21 protein-coding genes and 1 tRNA gene are annotated in these 20,559 nt (G+C 61.1%); 16 read left to right on the plus strand and 6 right to left on the minus strand.

Annotated elements, in window-relative coordinates; translation table 11 throughout:
• Positions 1-115: 115 nt before the first annotated feature.
• Entirely contained in the window at positions 116-1,096 is a 981-nt protein-coding gene (locus ACZ1JM_RS08800; RefSeq protein ID WP_465134447.1) for an aspartate carbamoyltransferase catalytic subunit, read from the plus strand.
• A complete protein-coding gene (locus ACZ1JM_RS08805; RefSeq protein ID WP_465134448.1) occupies positions 1,093-2,358 on the plus strand; it encodes a dihydroorotase in 1,266 nt (421 codons plus the stop codon). Before ACZ1JM_RS08800 ends, ACZ1JM_RS08805 begins: the two co-directional genes overlap by 4 nt.
• A 5-nt stretch (positions 2,359-2,363) precedes the next feature.
• On the opposite strand, the gene ACZ1JM_RS08810 is transcribed toward ACZ1JM_RS08805, so the two are convergent.
• Positions 2,364-3,677: an SPOR domain-containing protein gene (locus ACZ1JM_RS08810; RefSeq protein WP_465134449.1), complete on the minus strand. Its 1,314-nt coding sequence runs from the start codon at positions 3,675-3,677 to the stop codon at positions 2,364-2,366.
• 13 nt (positions 3,678-3,690) lie between these two features.
• Positions 3,691-4,413 (minus strand): AAA family ATPase, encoded by a 723-nt coding sequence (locus ACZ1JM_RS08815; RefSeq protein ID WP_465134450.1) that lies wholly within the window; start codon positions 4,411-4,413, stop codon positions 3,691-3,693.
• A 266-nt stretch (positions 4,414-4,679) separates the two neighbouring features.
• Here ACZ1JM_RS08815 and ACZ1JM_RS08820 point away from each other — a divergent pair, with 266 nt between their 5' ends.
• The 5 genes from ACZ1JM_RS08820 to ACZ1JM_RS08840 all read left to right on the plus strand — a co-directional run bounded on the left by ACZ1JM_RS08820 (position 4,680) and on the right by ACZ1JM_RS08840 (position 9,160).
• A complete protein-coding gene (locus ACZ1JM_RS08820) occupies positions 4,680-5,774 on the plus strand; it encodes an SPOR domain-containing protein (protein ID WP_465134451.1) in 1,095 nt (364 codons plus the stop codon).
• A 14-nt stretch (positions 5,775-5,788) separates the two neighbouring features.
• Positions 5,789-7,039 carry a DUF418 domain-containing protein gene (locus ACZ1JM_RS08825; RefSeq protein ID WP_465134452.1) on the plus strand — a complete coding sequence of 417 codons (1,251 nt, stop codon included), beginning with the start codon at positions 5,789-5,791 and terminating at the stop codon, positions 7,037-7,039.
• Positions 7,040-7,099: 60 nt separating this feature from the next.
• Complete coding sequence (locus ACZ1JM_RS08830) at positions 7,100-7,294, plus strand: (2Fe-2S)-binding protein (protein ID WP_465134453.1); 195 nt, start codon at positions 7,100-7,102, stop codon at positions 7,292-7,294.
• A gap of 70 nt (positions 7,295-7,364) precedes the next feature.
• Positions 7,365-7,844 carry a bacterioferritin gene (bfr, locus tag ACZ1JM_RS08835; protein WP_465134454.1) on the plus strand — a complete coding sequence of 160 codons (480 nt, stop codon included), beginning with the start codon at positions 7,365-7,367 and terminating at the stop codon, positions 7,842-7,844.
• A gap of 134 nt (positions 7,845-7,978) precedes the next feature.
• On the plus strand, positions 7,979-9,160 hold the full coding sequence (locus ACZ1JM_RS08840) for an AI-2E family transporter (RefSeq protein ID WP_465134455.1): 1,182 nt from the start codon (positions 7,979-7,981) through the stop codon (positions 9,158-9,160).
• Positions 9,161-9,164: 4 nt separating this feature from the next.
• On the opposite strand, the gene der is transcribed toward ACZ1JM_RS08840, so the two are convergent.
• Positions 9,165-10,544, minus strand: coding sequence for a ribosome biogenesis GTPase Der (gene der, locus ACZ1JM_RS08845; protein WP_465134456.1), 1,380 nt, complete (start codon positions 10,542-10,544; stop codon positions 9,165-9,167).
• Between the two features lie 249 nt (positions 10,545-10,793).
• Here der and ACZ1JM_RS08850 point away from each other — a divergent pair, with 249 nt between their 5' ends.
• The gene (locus ACZ1JM_RS08850) at positions 10,794-11,441 is read left to right on the plus strand and encodes a CHAP domain-containing protein (RefSeq protein WP_465134457.1); all 648 of its coding nucleotides are present in this window, start codon (positions 10,794-10,796) and stop codon (positions 11,439-11,441) included.
• 29 nt (positions 11,442-11,470) lie between these two features.
• Here the strand turns inward: ACZ1JM_RS08850 and ACZ1JM_RS08855 are convergent, their stop codons facing one another.
• Positions 11,471-11,773 carry a DUF3297 family protein gene (locus tag ACZ1JM_RS08855; RefSeq protein WP_465134458.1) on the minus strand — a complete coding sequence of 101 codons (303 nt, stop codon included), beginning with the start codon at positions 11,771-11,773 and terminating at the stop codon, positions 11,471-11,473.
• Between the two features lie 74 nt (positions 11,774-11,847).
• Between ACZ1JM_RS08855 and ACZ1JM_RS08860 the strand changes: the two genes are divergently transcribed.
• From ACZ1JM_RS08860 to ACZ1JM_RS08880, 5 genes are all read left to right on the plus strand, one after another.
• Positions 11,848-11,922: transfer RNA gene (locus ACZ1JM_RS08860), tRNA-Val, on the plus strand.
• 129 nt (positions 11,923-12,051) lie between these two features.
• Positions 12,052-13,332: a serine--tRNA ligase gene (gene serS, locus ACZ1JM_RS08865; RefSeq protein WP_465134459.1), complete on the plus strand. Its 1,281-nt coding sequence runs from the start codon at positions 12,052-12,054 to the stop codon at positions 13,330-13,332.
• Positions 13,332-14,096: a 5'/3'-nucleotidase SurE gene (gene surE / locus ACZ1JM_RS08870; protein WP_465134460.1), complete on the plus strand. Its 765-nt coding sequence runs from the start codon at positions 13,332-13,334 to the stop codon at positions 14,094-14,096. The genes serS and surE overlap by 1 nt, the downstream gene beginning before the upstream one ends.
• On the plus strand, positions 14,093-15,166 hold the full coding sequence (locus ACZ1JM_RS08875; RefSeq protein ID WP_465134461.1) for a LysM peptidoglycan-binding domain-containing protein: 1,074 nt from the start codon (positions 14,093-14,095) through the stop codon (positions 15,164-15,166). Before surE ends, ACZ1JM_RS08875 begins: the two co-directional genes overlap by 4 nt.
• Positions 15,167-15,171: 5 nt before the next feature.
• Positions 15,172-16,215, plus strand: a complete 1,044-nt coding sequence (locus ACZ1JM_RS08880; protein ID WP_465134462.1) for a potassium channel family protein — start codon at positions 15,172-15,174, stop codon at positions 16,213-16,215.
• Here ACZ1JM_RS08880 and ACZ1JM_RS08885 read toward each other — a convergent pair.
• A complete protein-coding gene (locus ACZ1JM_RS08885; protein ID WP_465134463.1) occupies positions 16,207-16,599 on the minus strand; it encodes a DUF1761 domain-containing protein in 393 nt (130 codons plus the stop codon). The genes ACZ1JM_RS08880 and ACZ1JM_RS08885 overlap by 9 nt on opposite strands.
• Positions 16,600-16,741: 142 nt before the next feature.
• Between ACZ1JM_RS08885 and rimO the strand changes: the two genes are divergently transcribed.
• The 3 genes from rimO to ACZ1JM_RS08900 all read left to right on the plus strand — a co-directional run bounded on the left by rimO (position 16,742) and on the right by ACZ1JM_RS08900 (position 19,751).
• Positions 16,742-18,136 carry a 30S ribosomal protein S12 methylthiotransferase RimO gene (rimO, locus tag ACZ1JM_RS08890; RefSeq protein ID WP_465135021.1) on the plus strand — a complete coding sequence of 465 codons (1,395 nt, stop codon included), beginning with the start codon at positions 16,742-16,744 and terminating at the stop codon, positions 18,134-18,136.
• Between the two features lie 288 nt (positions 18,137-18,424).
• The gene (locus tag ACZ1JM_RS08895) at positions 18,425-19,186 is read left to right on the plus strand and encodes a competence/damage-inducible protein A (RefSeq protein WP_465134464.1); all 762 of its coding nucleotides are present in this window, start codon (positions 18,425-18,427) and stop codon (positions 19,184-19,186) included.
• 22 nt (positions 19,187-19,208) lie between these two features.
• Positions 19,209-19,751, plus strand: coding sequence for a hypothetical protein (locus ACZ1JM_RS08900; RefSeq protein WP_465134465.1), 543 nt, complete (start codon positions 19,209-19,211; stop codon positions 19,749-19,751).
• A gap of 105 nt (positions 19,752-19,856) precedes the next feature.
• On the opposite strand, the gene rplA is transcribed toward ACZ1JM_RS08900, so the two are convergent.
• The gene (rplA, locus tag ACZ1JM_RS08905; RefSeq protein ID WP_465134466.1) at positions 19,857-20,555 is read right to left on the minus strand and encodes a 50S ribosomal protein L1; all 699 of its coding nucleotides are present in this window, start codon (positions 20,553-20,555) and stop codon (positions 19,857-19,859) included.
• Positions 20,556-20,559: the final 4 nt, after the last annotated feature.

Consider the following 20,559-nt stretch of genomic DNA (forward strand, 5'->3'; position numbering starts at 1 on the left):
TGGCGGCGATAAAAGCGGTTCCGCCTGTCTTTAACGCTGATGCATCACCGATTGGTGGACAGGGTGGCAGTGGGGGTTGAGCAGGGCCGTCAGGGGGCCTAAGGCGTCGTCTTTAATGACATCCCCTGAATACACGTATCCGGAAGGCGCCCTCGCCTTTCCCCATCGCGGCCTTGTCGGCATCGCAGGCCTGGCTCCACATGAGATCTGGTTTCTGCTGGATGAGGCGGAGCAATGGGTGGAAATGAACCGGGGTGCGCAGAAGCGGCGCGAACTTCTGTCGGGCCTGACGATCATCAACGCCTTTTTCGAAAATTCCACTCGGACCCTGCTCAGCTTCGAAATCGCTGGCAAGCGACTGGGGGCTGACGTCGTCAACATGGCCGTCGCCAATTCCAGCGTGAAGAAAGGCGAGACGCTGATCGATACGGCGATGACGCTTAACGCCATGCGGGCCGACGCCATCGTGATCCGCCACGCCAGTTCCGGAGCGGTGCAGTTGATCGCCGACAAGGTGGACTGCCCGGTGCTCAATGCAGGGGACGGGCAGCACGAACATCCAACGCAGGCGTTGCTCGATGCGCTGACGATCCGGCAGGCGAAGCGCGCCTTCAACGGCCTGCGCGTCACGATCTGCGGCGACATCCTGCACAGCCGCGTTGCCCGCTCGAATATCCTGTGCCTGGCGTCACTCGGTGCCGACGTTCGCGTGTGCGCACCGCCCGCGCTAATGCCTGCAGACATCGAGCAGATGGGCGTGCAGATATTCCATGATTTCGACGCGGCCCTGAAAGGCGCGGATGTGGTCATGATGCTGCGCCTTCAGCTGGAGCGGATGGAGGGGCAGTTCATCCCCTCACCCCGGGAATACCGTCACCTTTACGGCCTTTCGCTGGAGCGTCTGGCAAAGGCGGAAAGCAATGCTCTGGTCATGCACCCCGGACCGATGAACCGCGGGATCGAAATCGACAGCAACGTCGCCGACCATGTCGAGCGTTCCATGATCACGACGCAGGTTGAGATGGGCGTGGCCATTCGCATGGCTAGCCTCGATGTTCTGACACGCAAAGGCCGCAAGGCGGAGGGTTGGGCATGAGCGTTCAGGCACCTCTGACGATCACCGGCGGCCGCTTGCTGCTCGCGGACGGCAGGATCGAGACGGGCGGCATCCGTTGCGAAGGCGGTTTCATCACCGCTATAGGCGCTGGCGTGGGCCCGCAGGAGGGTGATACCGTCCATGACGCACGCGGCGCTCTGGTGGCGCCGGGTCTGGTCGACGTCGGCGTATTTTCGATCGACAAGCCGGCGTTCCACTTCGGCGGCGTGACGCGCGCTGCCCTGATGCCCGACCAGAACCCGCCGCTGGATGTGGCAGCACGGGTGCGGTTCGCCGCGCAGTCGGGCAAGCCCGATTTCTGGGTCCACCCGCTGGCCGCCGCGACGCAGGGGCTCGGCGGCACATCTCTCGCCGAAATAGCTATGATGCGGGACGCCGGCGCCAAAGCAGTGGCCACTGGACGGCGTTGGATCGCGGATTCGGGCACGATGCTGCGCCTGTTGCAATACACCGGCATGCTGGGAATGGTCGTCATCGCTCACGCCGAGGACGCGGGGATCGTCGGCAATGCCGTCGCCACCGCAGGCGAAATGGCGACCCGACTGGGACTACCCAGCGCGCCCGCTCAAGCAGAGGCCATCGCGATCGCTCGTGACATCGCGCTTGCGCAGATGGCCTCGAACCGACCGGGAGGCGCGGCGATCCATTTCCGGAACGTCACCACGGCTGCCGGGTTGGAACTGGTGCGCGCCGCGAAAGCAAAGGGACTGAACGTGACGGCGGGAGTAAGCCCGGCTTACTTCATGCTTTCGGACCTCGCGATCGGGGCATTTCGTACGTTTACCCACCTGTCGCCAGCTCTGCGCTGCGAGGATGATAGGCGGGCTGTGATTGCGGCCATCGCGGACGGCACGATAGACATCATCGCATCCGGCCATGACCCGCGTGGGCCGGAGGATAAGCGTCTTCCGTTCGCCGACTCCGCCCCTGGCATGGCCGGGGCCGAGACTCTCCTGCCTCTCACGCTGTCTCTGGTGCGCGATGGCGTGATCGACCTCGGTCGGGCATTCGAGTTGCTGTCAGCGGCACCAGCGAGGCTGCTGGGCGTGAAGGCCGGTCGTTTAGAACTTGGCCTGGAAGCCGATATCGCGGTCGTCGATACCGACCGTCCTTGGATCGTCAATTCGGACAAGATGGCCGCCAGCGCCGGCAACACCCCGTTCGATCGTCAGCCCGTTCAGGGTCGCGTGCTTGCCTTGTTCAAAGGCGGGGTCGCCGTGCGAACCAAGAAAGTCGCGTAATCCGATCAGCGGCGGCTGGCGAGCCGAGGGCCAGTGGGAGCGGAAGGCGTCGAGGAAGTGCTGCGATCGGCATAGGCGAGACACTGCTGCCCCTTCTTCCGCAATGCAGAGCACAGGGACTGCGCGGAATTGCTGGCAAAATTTTCGGCCGCGACGCGATAGTACCGCTGGCCATTCACGTCGGCTTCGGTGATGCGCATCGTGTGGTCCCGCAAGGCCGAATTATTTCGCACATAGATGCCCCAGGCCCGCTTAGCGCCATCCATCGTGCGGAAAGATCCCAGCTGGACCAGATGGCGACCCTTGGCGGGAGCCGAGGGTGGAATTGGCTTGGGTAACGTGGCGAACGCGCGCTCGATCGTCGTGCGTGATGGCGCAGCCGCCACGTCGGTCCGCTTGGGCGTCTTACGAGGGACGGCGATTGTCAAACTGCGCTGCGTGGACACCGCTTCTTCAGTAGCCGCAGGCGCGACCGTGCCCCATACGTTTTCGGTTGTGGCGATCGGCGGCAGTTCCGTTGTCGCGACGGCAGTCGGTTCTTCCACCGGAGCCGCTGCCGGCTCGATAGTCGCCAGACGCGATGCACGGGAAGCTCCATCCAGAGCGAGCGCCACTGGCTGACCTGGATCGCCTCTCAGTGGAGCGCCCAGCAGACCCGCCACGCGGGCCTGTGATTGATCAGGCCGCCAATGGCTCGCCCATTCCCCAAGCCGGGCATCCAGCTGATCGGCGGGAACGTCCTGCCCGGCGATAACCCGTGCCTCCGCCCAACGCCCGTCAAGGGCATAGGCATAGGCAAGGTTCTGCCGAACCTTGACGCTGGTGTCCCCATTTCGGATCGCCTGCGTCAACACGGCAACGCCGAGGGCGGGTTGGCCTGAAAGAGCAATGCCCAGCCCGTAGTCGCTTGCGGGAAGTTGTCCGCGCGCTTTCACCAGGACTTCCTGAGCAGCTTCGGCTCGGCCCGACCCGATGTAAGACAACGCCAGGCTGAGCGCGGTCCGCAGGCTCGTATCGCCCAGACTAACCGCATCCTCAAACGTCGTGGCTGCCGACTGGAATCGACCAGCCGCAAGGTACAACTGGCCAAGGTCGGCGCGAGCCGATGGTTTGCGCGGGCTTTTGGCCACGCGGCTTTCAGCCTTCGCGATTACGCTGTCTGTATCGGCAGTAGCATCGTGCGCGCCTGCCTGCATTGTCGGGGCACGCCCGGTGCTCGCAATGGAGGACTGTCCGCTGCATCCGGCTAGAAGCGCGGCGACCATGGCGGTGCACAAGGTAAATCCGGCAGTGCGGGCGCTGCTGGCAGGGTTGATCACATCAATTCCTCAATCACGATATACTGACGCGGCGACCAAAGCCGCCTACGGGCCGAAGTGCCCCGGCGCTCATCGGATGGCCGGCAGTCGGAGCGGCAAAAACGGTGCGCCGAAAATTCTTTTCCAGGCGATCGGCAATGTAATTCCACAAGGCCGCCACTTCCTGCGCAGAGCGGCAATTGGGATCGATTTCCATCACGGTGCGGCCATCGATCATCGATCCGGCAAAATCCGTACGCTGATGCAGTGTGATCGGCGCGACCGTACCATGCTGCGAAAGCGCGACGGCTGCCTCTGCGGTAATGCGGGCTTTCGGAGTCGCGGCGTTGACGACAAACAGCAGGGGTTTTCCCGAGCGTTCGCACAAGTCCACCGTTGCACCCACAGCGCGCAGATCGTGCGGGCTGGGCCGGGTGGGTACCACAATCAGTTCGGCCACCTGAATGACGGTCTGGATCGCAAGGGTGATCGCCGGCGGCGTGTCGATCACCGCGAGCTTGAAACCCTGCTGACGTAGCGCCTGCAGATCATTTGCAAGCCTTGCAACGGTGGTCTGCGCGAACGCCGGCATTTCGGCTTCACGCTCGTTCCACCAATCGGCAAGGGATCCCTGCGGATCGGTATCGATAAGGACGACAGGCCCTGCCCCTACGCGCTGCGCCTGCACGGCCAGGTGGCCGGAAAGAGTTGTCTTCCCCGATCCGCCTTTCTGCGATGCTAAAGCCACTACGCGCAAACGAAATCCCCCGAAGCCCCGAGCGATCAGCGCCCTCAGGACCGGAAACTGGCATGGCGTTCCTAATTTACGGTTAATTGTGTGCATTTGGCACGCACGTGCACCCTCGCACGAACGCAGCGAACAGCCATCTACCTCGCATTAACCCTTCCAGGCTAAGCAGTTTTCCGGTTCTAACTAAGCGCTGAATGTACAAGCCTCTGGCTTTACGCTTTGCGTTGCGCTTACCATGATCCGTACATTGGGCATCACCGGGCGATACTGATTTGAAGAAGCTGACTTACCTGCGTTCAGGCGTGCTGGCTCTTGCCATCGCCGCCGGCATCATGAGTGTCGCCGCTCATGCAGATGTGAAGGCGGGTGTCGATGCATGGTCCGCGGGTGACTACGACGGCGCGATCCGCCAATGGCAGCCACTTGCCGACAAAGGCGATGCCGATGCCGAATTCAACCTCGCTCAGGCATACAAGCTCGGTCGCGGCGTGCCAATGGACCTGTTTAAAGCCGAAGGCTTGTACGGAAAGGCGGCGGCGAAAGGCCACTTGCAAGCAGCCGATGCCTACGGCCTGCTTCTCTTCCAGCGTGGGCAGCGCAAGCAGGCCCTGCCCTATATCGAAGCGTCGGCAGAGCGCAGCGACGCGCGCGCGCAATACATTCTCGGCATCGCACATTTCAACGGCGACATCGTCAAAAAGGACTGGGTTCGCGCCTATGCCCTGATCAGCCTCGCGCAGCAGTCGGGGCTCGGACAGGCTTCCCACGCCAAGGCGCAGATGGACGAGCACATCCCGATCGCCGATCGGCAAAAGAGCGTCACCTTGGCAGAACAGATTGCCGCTCGGGCGCAAGCCAATCGGCAGCAATTGAATGCCTCCGCCGAATTGGCGACGCAGACCAACGCGATCACGCCCGCCAGTTCGGCAACGCTGGCTGGAGCCGACTATGCGCGACCTTCGCCTCCGCGCCACGTGGTCGTGGCAAAGCCAACCGTCGAAGTCACGCCAACGAAACCCTCGGCTCCCAAACATGTGTCAGCGGCCACTGACAAAACCAAGGCCCCCGCGCCCATATCGCCCAGCAAACCGGAGCAGAAAAAAAGCGCTACGATTCGACCACAAGACTCCACAGAGACTGGACCATGGCGTGTGCAGCTGGGCGCCTTCGGCGTGGCTTCGAATGCCGACGCGCTCTGGGCAAAAGTAAAAGGACGCCCGGAATTGGCTGGTCGTCGCAAGACGCTCGCTCCGGCGGGCAAGCTGACGAAGCTGCAGGCCAGCGGCTTTCCCTCCAAATCAGCCGCCGATGCCGCCTGCCAGCGACTTGCTACCAGCGGATTCGGCTGTCTTGCGGTTAAGGACTGACTCCCTCCGGTGCCTTGAACGAAAGCGCCGCCCCATCGCGGCTGGCAACGCTTGATCTGATCAGGGGCATCGGGGTTCTGGGAATTCTGACGATCAACATCGCCGGATTCGCGGGTCCAATGATTGGAAGCATCACGCCGCACTTGCCTTGGCCGGTCAGCAGGGCGGACGAAGCTGCCTGGGTTTTCAGCTTCGTCTTTTTCGAGGGCAAGATGCGCACCCTCTTTTCGTTGCTGTTCGGCGCTGGCATCGTCTTGTTCTACGAACGCGCAGAAGCTGCGGGACGCGACGGCGATATTCTCCAGTTACGCCGGCTGGGGTGGTTGTTGCTGCTCGGCATACTCCATTATCTGTTGCTTTGGTGGGGCGATATACTGTTCGTCTATGCAGCATGCGGGATCGCCGCATTGCTGCTCCGCCCCTTCAGTAACAGTATTCTCATGCTCATCGCCTTGCTCCTCTATTGCGGTTGGCATGTCTGGGGCATGCTCGATGCCGCCGATCTTATCACCGCAGAGAATGCCGTGCGTGATGGCAAGGCTGGAGCCGAGCAGTTCGCCATGGTGTCCGATCGCATGAACGCGATGATCAGCTGGGCAGCGCAGGAGCTGCGCGAAGCACACCTGGGGTATGTTGACCTGTTGTTCGTGAAGCTGATCGAGCGGCCTTTCTGGCAGGTTCAGATGGTATCGGGCGTGTTTTCCGAAACCTTGCCGTTGATGCTCATCGGGATGGTAATGTGGCGCCGGGGTTTTTTCGACGGAAGGATACAACCTGCACGCCTTGCCAGACTATCGCTCACATGCACAACGGCAGGTCTGTTGCTCACGATCCTTTTCCTCGCGTGGGCATGGCCTCGCCATTTTCCGCCTATCGCGATGAACGAAGCACTGGTTTGGGGGCTGGCGCTACCCCACCTCCTGTGCGGTTGCGGTTATGCGGGACTGCTGGTGCTCGCCGCTCCGCGTATCGTCAAAACGCCGATTGGCCGCCGTTTGATCGCTGCCGGGCGGATGGCGTTCAGCAACTACATTCTCACCAGCATGATCATGACATTCGCGTTTTATGGCTGGGGCCTGGGCTTGTTCGGCAAGGTCGGACCCTTCGGCCAATGGCTTTTCGTACTGATCGGCTGGGGCATCATGCTGGGGTGGAGCAGCCCCTGGCTTGACAGATTCCAGCGTGGTCCATTGGAATGGCTCTGGCGATCATTGGTAGAGCATCACCCTCTTCCAAATCGGCGGCTGAGAAAATCGATAGCTTAAAAATGCTATTGCGATCCATTCGCACTCGCATATACTGGTGGCGGATTAGAGGATTCGCCCATGTACGTTTGCATTTGCAATGCTATCCGGGAAACTGAACTTCGCTGCGCAGCCCGTCGCTATCGCGGCAGCGCAGAAGCGATCTACGGCGCTTTGGGTCGTACCCCACAATGTCGGCAATGTTTGGACGAAGCGGAAGACATCATTTCGGACGAACTGGCGTCGGGTGGGATGGGCATCGCCGCCGCCGCCTGACCTTACCTGACTTGCCCCCACTGGCCGGTTGCGCTTATACACGCGGCTCATTTTTCAGGAGTTTCGCGCGATGAATGGCGACCAACGGGTCATTGAGTTTCTCAACAAGGCCCTGTTCAACGAACTGACCGCGATCAACCAGTACTGGCTGCATTATCGTATGCTGGACAACTGGGGCATCAAGAAACTCGCTGAGTACGAGCGGCACGAATCCATCGACGAGATGAAGCATGCCGACATTCTGGCGGACCGCATCCTGTTTCTTGGTGGCCTTCCTAATTTCCAGTCGCTCGGAAAATTGCGGGTCGGTGAGACGGTCGAGGAAATTCTGAAGGCCGATCTCGCGCTGGAATACGATGCATTGCCAATGCTGAAAGAGGCGATCGCACATGCCGAATCGGTCCGCGATTATGTGAGCCGCGAGATTTTCGAGCGCATCCTCGAAAGCGAGGAAGAGCATGTCGATTTCCTCGAAAAGCAGTTCGACATGATCGAACGAATGGGCATCCAGAACTACTGCCAGTTGCAGAGCAAGCCTGCCGAAGACTGATATATCTTCGCCCGCCTCTCTCAAGCGATCGACATAGGGAGGCGGGAACCAGGGGTGTCTCCGGGCTTTGTGCAAATCGGAGACCGGCCCGGCCATCGCGCGGGGGCACATTCGCCGGTAGCCTTGGGGGCAGAGTGGATTCAACACACCATAGTGTTTCGGAACGGCAAGAATCTTCCGACCGGGGACTTCAGATCGAGGATATCGGTTTCGCTGTCCTGGTAGTGATCATCACGCTGGCGTTTGCCTATCTGCTGGCACCCTATTTTGGTGCCGTGCTTTGGGGCGTGGTCGCGGCGATCATGTTCCAGCCGATGACCGCGAAGCTGACTTCCCGGCTCAACGGCAAGGCGAATTTGGCCACGTCGATCGTATTATTGGGGCTGATAGCGCTGATCGTGGTGCCCACGATCATGCTGGGATTCAGCCTCGTCAACGAAGCGACTGCCCTATACGGCAAGATCGCCAGTGGCCAGATCGATTTCGGACGGATCATCCAGCAGATCCTCGCTGCCCTCCCCGACCGGCTGCGCGACCTTATCGAAGACAACGGTCTCAACGATCTGGAGACGATCCGTCGCCAGTTCGGCGGTAGCATCTCGAGCGGATTGCAGACGGTTGCGGGGCGCCTGCTGACGGTTGGCCAAGGCGCGCTCAGCTTCGTGGCGGCCTTGGGCGTCATGCTTTACCTAAGTTATTTCCTGCTCCGCGATGGGCGGAAATATGGTGAAATGGTCCGCACCAGCCTGCCGCTGCACGCCGATACGCGTGATTCGCTCATTGAAAACTTCCTACTCGTCGTCAGGGCGACCATGCGCGGGACGGTGGTCGTAGCCGTCGTGCAGGGACTGCTCGGCGGTCTCCTGTTTTCGGCGTTGGGCATTGAAGGCGCGCTGATCTGGGCCGTGCTGATGGGCTTTTTCTCGCTGCTACCGGCGGTTGGCACAGCCATCATCTGGGTACCGGCCGCACTCTACCTTTTCGCGACCGGTGATACCGGCAAAGCCGCCATCATTATTTTCTGCGGCGTGTTCATCATCGGCATGGTCGACAACGTATTGCGTCCGATACTGGTGGGCCGCGACACGCGGCTGCCAGACTTCGTCGTGCTGATCGCTACTCTGGCCGGCCTCGAACTGTTCGGACTAAACGGTTTCATCATCGGCCCCGTCATCGCCGCGCTGTTCATCGCCGTGTGGAACCAGCATCGCAGCCGTCGCGAAGCAAGGCTGACTGGCAGCAATTCATACGTGTCGCCGCAAAGCGAGGCAACCGCGGAGCAGGCAGCACAGGAGGCCGTGGCTCACCCGTCCTGACGGGTTAGTCCTTGGCGAACGGGTTCTTGGCGCTGCGAAGATTCAGGCGGATTGGCACCGAATCAAATCCGAGTTCCCGACGCATCCCATTGACGAGATAGCGCTTGTAGCTTTCGGGAAGCAGATCGAGCCGCGTGCCAAAGATCACGAAGCCCGGCGGGCGCGTCTTCGCCTGGGTGATGTAGCGCAATTTAATGCGTTTGCCGCCCGGTGCTGGCGGCGGATTAGCGGCCAGGGCATCGTCAAACCAGCGATTGAGCGCGGATGTAGGAACACGCTTGCTCCAGGCCTCACGGATGGCGAACCCAGCACCGATCAGTTCATCCAGACCTTTGCCCGTCCGCGCCGATACCGCCAGCAGCGGTACGCCGCGCACTTGCGCAAGTCCGTCATCAAGGGCCGCCCGGACACCGTTGAACAGGCCAGAGGCGTTCTCGGCCACGTCCCACTTGTTGATCGCAATAATCAACGCGCGGCCTTCTTCCAGAACCTTCGACGCGATCGTCAGGTCCTGATGCTCAAGCCCACGTGTAGCGTCGAGCAGAAGCACCACAACCTCGGCGAAATCGATGGCATGCCGTGCATCGGCGACGGCCATGCGCTCCAGCTTTTCAACGACGTTGGCGCGCTTGCGCATTCCCGCCGTGTCAATCAGGCGGACCTGACGCACGTTCTGGGTCTTGGGATCGGTCCAGTCCCAATCCACCGTGATCGAATCGCGCGTGATGCCCGCTTCCGGTCCGGTTAGCAGTCGATCTTCGCCAAGGATTCGGTTGATCAGCGTGGATTTGCCCGCATTCGGACGACCAACGATCGCCAATTTCAGCGGAGCGAGCAGACGCGATTCCTCGTCTTCCTCTTCCTCGAACTCGGGTTCTTCCGGCTGCAGCGGATCGAGATGAGGCAGCAGTCCTTCGAACAGGTCCGCCATGCCGACGCCGTGCTCGGCTGAAACCGCGATGGGATCACCCAGGCCCAGAGAATAGGCTTCGAGCACCCCGCCCTCGCCAGCGCGGCCTTCCGCTTTGTTCGCCAGCAACAGCACCGGCACAGGCGACGAACGCAGCCATTGGCCGATCTCTTCGTCAAGCGGTGTCAGTCCCGCGCGGGCATCGACCACGAACAGCGCGACGTCGGCCGTTTCCAGCGACGCCTCGGTCTGCTTGCGCATCCGGCCCGGGAGCGTTTCGGCTTCGTCGTCCTCCCAACCCGCCGTGTCAACGATCTGGAACTTGAGACCGAGCAACTCCGCGTCGCCGAAGCGACGGTCGCGCGTGACGCCCGGCTGGTCATCCACCAGCGCAAGCTTCTTGCCGACGAGCCGGTTGAACAAAGTGGACTTGCCGACGTTAGGGCGGCCGATGATGATGACTTGGGGAAGCATGATTCCAACCGCTTGGGGATTTCGACTCGTTTTGGCAAGCGTTGCCGCGTCTGGCGGCGTTGCGGCCAACCAACAGACTGGAGCGACGATCCGCTCTGCTCTCCCTTCATACAACCGCTGATGAAACAAACGTACAGTTTCACGGCCATTCGCATCGCATTTAGGCATGAGCTGAGGGAACTTTTCCCTTCGTGGCGATTAACCATTCTCGGCAGACGGCTAATAACCTCCCAGATGCAAAAGGGCGGCATGAGGGTTTTTTGCAGCGTACTTTCCATCGCGATCGCGGCGTGCACATCGACGGCACAAGCGCGTCCGGTCATCGAATCCATGCTGGGCACCGAAGCTGGCAACGACGCGGCACTCGGAAATGCCTTAGCGGTATCAAAGGGGCCGGGCCATCTCGAGTGCGTACCCTACGCCCGCTCTGCATCCGGCATTCAAATCTACGGTGATGCGCATACTTGGTGGAGCCAGGCGCAGGACCGATACGCCACAGGCCATGTTCCTCGCCCCGGCGCGGTGATGGCGATCCCACCATTCAATAACTCACGTCTGGGTCACGTCGCTACAGTCAGCCGCATCGTGGATGCGAGGACCGTCCTGCTCAGTCATGCCAACTGGTCGATCCCCGGCCAGATCGAGCGAAATGTGACCGCGCTCGATGTATCGCCGCAGAATGACTGGAGCCAGGTGCGCATCTGGTATGGCCCATCGCACGGCCTTGGCACGACGCACTGGCCGGTATCCGGTTTTATCTACAATGCAAAACTGGGTTCGTTAGAAAGCGCAGGCAAGCGAGGGGCGGGGCGAACGCCTGCGATGTCTCGTCAGGCCAAGCAGCAAACGTTGCGCCACAACGATCCAATAGGCGCGATCATCGCTGGCCGATACTGAGGCGTCGCGGTTAAGCGACGCCCGGACAATCAGTCCTTCTTGGCGACAGGCGCGTCTTCGCCCAGATCTTCATACCACGCTTCGACCGCGCCGGAGAGCTTGATGGTCAGCGGTTGGCCATGGCGGTCCATCGATTTGCCCGCCTGAACGCGAATCCAGCCTTCAGAAATGCTGTATTCCTCAACGTTCGTGCGAACCGTGCCCTTAAACCGGATGCCGATTCCGCGCTGCAGCTTTTCCTGATCGAAAAAGGGGCTGCGCGGATTGATGGCGAGGTGATCGGGGGGCACGTCTGCGCCGCTCGTTTCGGGGGTGCTGGTCTCTTCGGTCATGCCTTGCGCGTTTAGAAGCAGATCGCCGCTTGTCAATTCGATCCGCTTTGTCTAGGGCGCCGCTTCCCGATAGCGGGCGCGTAGCTCAGTGGTAGAGCACACCCTTCACACGGGTGGGGTCGCAGGTTCAATCCCTGCCGCGCCCACCATCCCCTGACGGATGGTCCCGGTCCCAACGATTTCAGCACTATATGTCACCGCCGTGAAGGTGGATAATCGCGTCGGAGCAAACGCCGTGCGGCTTGCGCGGTGGACCTCCACACGGCATAGCCCGCGGCATGCACGACATCCGCCAGATCCGCGATAATCCTCACGCTTTCGATGCCGGCCTGGCCCGCCGCGGCGTTGCGCCAATAGCCGACCAGATCGTCTCGCTCGACGAGCAGCGCCGTTCTGCCGCAACGCGCGCTCAGGAAGGACAGAACCGTCGCAACGAAGCGTCGAAGGCGATCGGCAAAGCCATGGGTCAGGGTGATGCCGCGACGGCGGACGCGCTGAAAGCGGAAGTCGCGCAGTTGAAGGACACGCTGCCCACTCTCGAAGCAGAAGAAAAAGACCTTGCCGCGCAGTTGAACGATCTGCTTGCCGGGCTGCCGAACATTCCGGTCGATCAGGTGCCGGATGGCGAAGATGAGGCGCACAATGTCGAAGTGGCGAAATGGGGCACGCCCCGCACATTCAGCTTCGCGCCCAAGGAACACGCGGATCTTGGCCCGGCGCTGGGCATGGATTTCGAAACCGGGGCGCTCCTGTCCGGCGCTCGGTTCACGTTCCTGAAAGGCCCGATGGCAAGGCTGCATCGAGCGCTGGCGCAGTTCATGCTGGATACGCAGACCGGGACCAATGGCTTTCTGGAATGCAACGTGCCTTTGCTCGTGCGCGATGACGCAGTGTATGGAACGGGACAACTGCCCAAGTTCTCGGAAGACCTGTTCCGCACGACGGATGGTCGCTGGCTCATCCCGACGGCGGAAGTATCTCTGACCAATGCCGTGCGCGAACAGATCATCGATGCTGCCGCGTTGCCCTTGCGGATGACTGCGCTGACCCCCTGCTTCCGATCCGAAGCCGGAGCGGCGGGGCGCGATACGCGCGGGTTCATCCGTCAGCATCAGTTCGAGAAGGTGGAGCTGGTAACGGTCTGCCGCCCGGACGAAAGCGAGGCTGAGCATGAACGCATGGTCGTCGCCGCGGAAGGTATCCTGCAGGCGCTTGAATTGCCGTACCGTAAGGTGCTGCTGTGTTCAGGCGACATGGGGGCGACGGCTCGCATGACTTATGATCTGGAAGTGTGGCTGCCCGGGCAGTCGGCCTATCGCGAGATCAGCTCCATTTCGAACTGCGGAGACTATCAGGCCCGCCGTATGAATGCGCGGTTCAAACCCGAGGGTTCGAAGAAAACCGAATTTCTGCATACCCTCAACGGATCAGGACTGGCGGTGGGCCGCACTTTGGTCGCTGTGCTGGAAAACTACCAGCAAGAGGATGGCTCCGTGCTGGTCCCAGATGCACTTCGCCCCTGGATGGGCGGCGTCGAGAAATTGGAAGCGAACTCCTGATGCGTATTCTCCTGACCAACGACGATGGCATCAACGCTCCCGGCCTTTACGTGCTGGAAAAGATCGCCGCGCAGCTATCGGACGACATCTGGATCTGCGCCCCAAGTGAAGAACAGTCCGGGGCCGGTCACTCGCTTACGCTGACGCGTCCGGTTCGCCTGCGCAAACATGCCGAGCGACGCTTCTCGGTCACCGGCACGCCGACTGATTCAGTGACCATGGGTTTGCGCAAAGTGTTGCCGGGTCCGCCCGATCTGATCCTGTCAGGTGTCAACCGGGGCGCCAACCTTGGCGATGATGTGACCTATTCCGGCACCGTTTCGGCAGCGCTTGAAGGCGCGCTGGCTGGCATCCGCTCGATTGCACTCAGCCAGGTCTATTCCAAGGAAGGTATGGGCGACGCGGTCAGCTTCGAAGCCGCCGAAGAGTGGGGCGCCAAGGTGCTTCGGCCATTGCTCGACCAACCTTTTGCCCCGCGCACGCTGGTCAACGTCAACTTTCCTGCCCTCCCCGCCGATGCCGTCAAGGGCATCCGCGTGGTGCGTCAGGGCTTCCACGACTATGCACGCGGGTCCGTCGTAGAAAGCACCGATCCAAGAGGGTTTCCGTATTATTGGTTCGGCCTTCACGGGATCGAGCATACGCCGGGCCACGCCACCGATCTGGAAGCAACCGCTGAAGGGTATGTGTCAGTAACACCGCTGCAACTTGATCTGACGCATGAGGCGTCGCTGACCGCTATCGCGGGACGCTACGGTCAGTGAGGACGCTGCCGTTCCTGGTTGGCGTAGCGTTGCTGGCCAGTGGCTCTCTCTCGGCTGCACCCGCTTCGGACGACGATGCGCACGTTGTCCAGCCCGGCGAAACGCTGGGCGGTATTGCCAATCGCACCGGGACAGCCGCAGGCGCGATCGCCAGAGCGAATGCGCTGAAAGAGCCATACGTCCTTCGCGCTGGCCAGAAACTGATCATCCCGCGGGGCGCGAAGCCCATCAAAGCCGGGCCAACATCGGCGGATACATCGGCCAACAAGGCTGCAAAAGTGGCCGCCCGGGTAATCGAGGCCCGCACGCCCGCCACGCAGGGAGGCAAGGCGGAAACGGAAACCACGCACAAGGTTGCGGTAGGCGAAACGCTCGGCGGCATCGCGTCACGAGCGAAAGTGCCGCGCGTGTTGATAGCCGAGGCCAATGGCTTGAAGCCCCCCTTCGACGTTCGCGTGGGCCAGACCTTGCGCATTCCCCGCACCCGTCATCATACCGTGGCGTCGGGCGACACTGGCTTCTCGATAGCGCTGGATTACGCAGTACCCTGGGAACAGATCGCGCTCGCCAATAGTCTCGATCCCGCCGCATCGGTTAAAGTGGGTCAGAACCTTTTGATCCCGACCCTGATTGATCCGCCTTTGACCGGCACCAAGACTTCGCCATCAATTGTTCGGCCTGCCGCAGAAGCCAATGCACGCTTTGCATGGCCCGTCGAGGGACCTGTGCGTAGGGGCTACGCGGTCGGCAGCGACTATCATGACGGGATCGACATCTCCGCCCCCAAGGGCACCATGGTTCGCGCCGCTGCGGCAGGCACCGTCACTTTTGCCGGCTTGGAAAAGAACCAGTTCGGCAATCTCGTGGTTCTCGATCACGGGTCGGGCTGGTTCACTGCCTACGGGTTTCTGAGCCGCGTCACCGTGAAGCAAGGCGCGAAGGTCTCAGCCGGAGAGCGGATCGGACTTGTCGGCGATACGGGCCTCGCGAAAGGCAGCGAGCTTCACTTCGAGGTGCGGCGCGACGGCAAGCCCGTCGATCCGCGCGACCAATTACCCAAGGCGCCCTGACGACGATGGCCGATCGCCCTCCCCCGGCGACGATAAAACCGTTGCGGCGGGCCATATCGCTTCCGGTCTGGGCTGATCTCGGGCTTCGCCTCGGCGGAGCGATGGTCCTCGTCTTCATCGTGGTCTTCGTCCACTGGATGGACCGTACGGGGTTGAAAGACACTCACGACGGGTCCGTCAGCTTCCTCGACGTATTCTACTTCACGATGATTTCGATCACGACGACCGGCTTTGGCGACATTGCCCCGGTGAGCGACAAGTCACGCCTGATCGAGGCCGTGATCGTGACCCCGATCCGGTTCGCGGTGATCTTCATCTTCGTAGGCACCGCCTACAACTTCATCATCAAACGCAGTTGGGAAACGTGGCGCATGAAGCGAATTCAGGAACGCCTGTCCGACCACATCGTCGTTCTTGGGTACGGGGTAAGCGGCTCGGAAGCCGTGCAGGAACTCATCGCGCGCGGCACGGACGCATCGCATATCGTAGTGGTCGATAACTCCGCCGCTCGCCTGCGATTGGCCGAGCAGGTCGGGTGCAACGTGCTGGAGGGCGATGCCACGCGCGACGAAACGCTGGTGGCCGTCCGCATCGACCTAGCTCGCTCGATCCTGATCTCGGCAGGCCGGGACGACACGACAATCCTCATCGTGTTGACTGCCCGCCACGTGGCGCCGGGGGTGCCCATTACAGCCGTCGTGCGCGCGGAGGACAATGAATTGCTCGCGCGGCAGGCAGGATCGGACAACGTCATCAATCCCGTACGCTTTACCGGGCTGCTGCTCGCTGGTTCCGCAGAGGGCCGCCATATTGCGGACTACATGTCCGACCTCGCCTCCGTCGATGGACGCGTCCAACTGGTGGAGCGACCCGTAACGTCCGAAGAAGTCGGAAAGCCGCTGGACTCTATCGCCACTGGCAAGGGTCTGCGCATCTACAGGGGTAATCGCGGCATCGGCTTCTGCGATTTCGAAGCCCAGGCATTGCAGGCAGGAGACGTTATCGTCGAAATCGCCGACACGCCCTGCCCGGACGACAAATCAGCCTAAGGCCCAGAAGACGACGCCCATCGCCAGATAGGCGATCAGCCAGAACAAACAGTCGATAACCCTCCGCATCGGCTCGCTGCGATTGCGCAAATGGGTCAGCCAGACCGACGGCATCACGAACGCAATGGCGATTCCTCCCGTCTGCATGAAATAGAGCCACGGCTTGGCGGCGAGTGTTTCAGAGCCGATCCGCGCGAAGCTGTGGCCCAGCATCGCTGCGCTGAGCAGAAATACGATGCCAACGGCAGCGTAATGGCCAGCTTTCTGCGCGCTACCCGGCATAAGTTGCCTGCCGCTGCGAGCCAGGGGTCCGTTCCAGACGATGCCGATCACCAACGCGACCGCTGCGGCCAATATCACCGCAAGCCAATTCACCGGGCCCATCGCATCATCCTCATTTGTTCAGTTGTGAGCGTTGTTGCAGTCTGCACTGCCATACGCAAGCGCGAGCGGAGAATGCAGCCCGCTGGAGGATTCGTTTTTCGTGACTTTTGCGCGCAATGAGCGTATCGGCCCGGCCAATCCCATGGCTATAGCAATCCCCAATCCGCCCAAGGTCGGCATGGTCAGCCTCGGCTGCCCCAAGGCTCTCGTTGATTCCGAGCGTATCCTGACGCGCCTTCGCGCCGATGGTTACTCCATGAGCGCAGACTATTCCGGCGCCGACGTGGTGCTCGTCAACACCTGCGGATTTCTGGATTCCGCCAAGGAAGAAAGCCTTGCGGCCATCGGCGAAGCGATTGCGGAGAACGGCCGCGTCATCGTCACCGGCTGCATGGGCAACGAAGCCGACGTCATTCGCGCCAAATTTCCCCAGGTTCTGGCAGTCACCGGCGCGCATCAGTACGAAGCAGTGGTGGAGGCAGTTCACGAGGCCGCGCCGCCCGAACTGAGCCCCTACATTGATCTCATCCCCCAGGCGTATGACGAAGCCGGGGTGAAGCTGACGCCGCGCCACTACAGCTACCTGAAGATTTCGGAAGGCTGCAACCACGCCTGTTCGTTCTGCATCATTCCTTCGCTGCGCGGGAAGCTGTCCAGCAGGCGCATCGATGCGGTGCTGCGCGAAGCGGAAAAGCTGGTTCAGGCCGGAACCCGCGAATTGCTCGTCATCAGCCAGGATACCTCAGCGTATGGCGTTGACGTTCGGCATGAGGATCGGACGTGGAAAGACCGGCCGGTGCGCACGCACATGACCGATCTGGCCCGCGAACTTGGTCAATTGGCCGACGGACAGGGTCGCCGTCCCTGGGTGCGCCTGCACTACGTCTATCCCTATCCGCACGTCGACAACGTCATCCCCCTCATGGCCGAAGGTCTGTTGACGCCGTACCTCGACATTCCGTTTCAGCATGCCGCGCCGTCCGTCCTCATGACGATGAAGCGGCCGGCAAACGAAGCGAAAGTCTTGGAACGCCTGCGCAGATGGCGTGAAATCTGCCCGGATATCGCCATTCGCTCCAGCTTCGTCGTCGGTTTCCCGGGGGAAACGGAAGCAGACTTCCAGTACCTCTTGGACTGGCTTGATGAAGCGCAGCTCGACAGGGTTGGCGCATTCCGCTTCGAGCCGGTCGAAGGTGCATCGGCCAACCATTTGCCCGATCCGGTGCCGGAACGCGTGAAGGAAGAACGTTACAGCCGGATCATGGAAAAAACCGCGGCAATCAGCGCGGCCAAGCTGCAAGGCAAAATCGGCCGGACATTGGACGTGATCATTGACGAGGTCGGCGAGCCTGATGCCGAAGGTGACATCGGTGCGACTGGCCGCTCACAAGCGGATGCGCCAGAAATCGACGGCAATGTGTTTCTCCGCAACGTCGCACCTACGGTAGAGGTCGGTGACATAATCAAGGTCACCATCGAGGACGCCGACGAGCATGACTTGTTTGGAGCGCCTTGGTTGAGCAATCCGAAACACTGACTTTTGCGATAACTGACGGACGAAAAAGGGGTCGATCTTCGGATCGGCCTTTTTTCGTGGCAAAATCAATTTCAATGCGGATCAAGTTGCTTGAAACGCAATCGCGATCTCTTATTACGCATTTGCAGCATAAATCGTCTTCGGACATAAGGATCACGCCTTTCAGGCATCCTCTCCCAAAACTTATACAGGGCTGGTCTTCGGACCGGCCCTTCTTTTTTGAGCGCCTGCCGACCAGCGCTTTTGCCTGCACTAGCCCGATGCGTACATTTGCCCTAGCGATAGGCGATGGCTCACACCGCGCGAATCTTTACAGCCGCCCTCATCGTCATCGGTGACGAAATCCTTTCCGGCCGAACGCACGACAAGAACATCGCGCAGATTGCGTCATGGCTGCAAGTGCAGGGTATCCGCCTGAACGAAGTGCGGGTGGTCGCTGATGATACCGACGCGATCGCCGAAGCGGTAAATACGCTGCGAGTGCGAAACGATTATCTGTTCACGACCGGTGGGATCGGGCCGACGCATGATGACATTACCGTGGACGCGATCGCCCATGCTCTCGGCGTGCCGGTCATCATCCATCCGGACGCGCGGGCAATCTTGGAGGATTACTACACCACGCGCGGTGGGCTGACCGACGCAAGGCTACGAATGGCGCGCACTCCGGAAGGCGCCAGCCTTATCCCCAATCGTTACACCGGGGCGCCGGGCATTCAGTGCGCCAATATCTTTATCATGGCAGGTGTACCGAGCATCACCGCAGGCATGCTGGATGCCCTGTCCGGCCAATTGGAAGGCGGCGCGCAACTGTTGACCGAAACCGTCGGTTGCTGGGTTGGCGAAAGCGAAGTCGCCGATCTTCTGCGCGAAACCGAAAAAACGTTCGATACCTGCCAGATCGGATCGTATCCCTTCTGGGCGGAAGGGCGCACCGGAGCAAACTTCGTGATCCGCTCCGTCAGTGCCGATGATCTCGCCGCTTGCGCGTCTGCCCTGATGGAAGGGTTGGTCGCCATGGGCAAATCGACGGTGCCGGGTGGCATCTGAAGTTATTGCCGCATTTGCCCTGATGGCCACAACCCTCCCCCCCGCACCACCGGCGATCGATGCGACACGAGCGCCTACCCTCGAGGAATTCGAGGCCGTTCTACGTCGTCATGATAGTGCCACCCTGGCGCTGGAGGAATGGTGCGCATCGCGCGGAATGGCTGCACCGGCGACCATCACGGCGTTGTTGATACCATCGGATGGAGAAGAGACGCCTTCCGAGATAGCCCGCACCCTCGCGCTGAAACAGGGTGAGACCTTGAAGCTTCGCCATGTTCGCCTGAGCTGCGGCAACGTCGTCTTGTCCGAAGCATGGAACTGGTACGTGCCCGAGCGGCTGTCAGCCGAAATGAATGACGTGCTGGGGCGCAGCAATGTGCCGTTCGGCAAAGTCATCGCAGCATTGAATTTTCAGCGAAAGCCGCTGTCCACCATCAAAGGACCAGCGGAAAACTGCCCGCCAGACACCATCTCAACCCATCGCGCCAAATTGCTACTGCCGGATCAGCGACCGTTGGCTCTCCTGGTCGAGTGCTACACGGCCGCAAATCTTGATGCACGCTAAAGCGTTGGCGCCAACCTGACCGCCCGAGCCCCACCCCATTCGCAGACAAAGAAAAGGCCGGGAAGGTCTCCCCTCCCGGCCTCGAACTTTGCGTAACGCTAATTATCAGGCGCCAGCGATCTCGGTCGTGTCGATCTTCAGGCCAGGGCCCATCGAGGACGAGAGCGAAATCTTGCGGACGTACTTGCCCTTGGCGCCTGAAGGCTTTGCCTTGACGATCGCGTCCACGAAGGCCGAGAAGTTGTTCTTCAGATCTTCGTCCGAGAACGACATCTTGCCGATGCCGGCGTGAATGATGCCCTGCTTTTCAACGCGGAACTCGATCTGGCCGCTCTTCGCGTCCTTCACGGCCTGCGTTACGTTCGGGGTCACGGTGCCGAGCTTCGGGTTCGGCATGAGACCCTTGGGACCCAGCAGCTTACCGAGACGGCCAACCACGCCCATCATGTCCGGGGTGGCGATGACGCGATCGTAGTTGAGGTTGCCGGCCTGCATGTCTTCCATCAGGTCTTCGGCGCCAACCTTGTCTGCACCGGCAGCAAGAGCTTCGGCGGCCTTGTCACCCTTGGCGAACACAGCGACGCGCACTTCCTTGCCGGTACCGGCGGGGAGCGAAACCATGCCGCGAACCATCTGGTCGGCGTGGCGTGGATCGACGCCCAGATTCAGCGCGACCTCGATGGTCTCGTCGAACTTGGTAGTCTTGAGATCACGCAGGGTCTGCAGCGCATCGCCCACGGCGTAGAGCTTCATGTTGTCGCCCAGCTTTTCGGAAAGCGACTTCTGCTTCTTGGTGGTCTTCATGTGA

The organism is Novosphingobium sp. BL-S-24 (assembly GCF_055521575.1).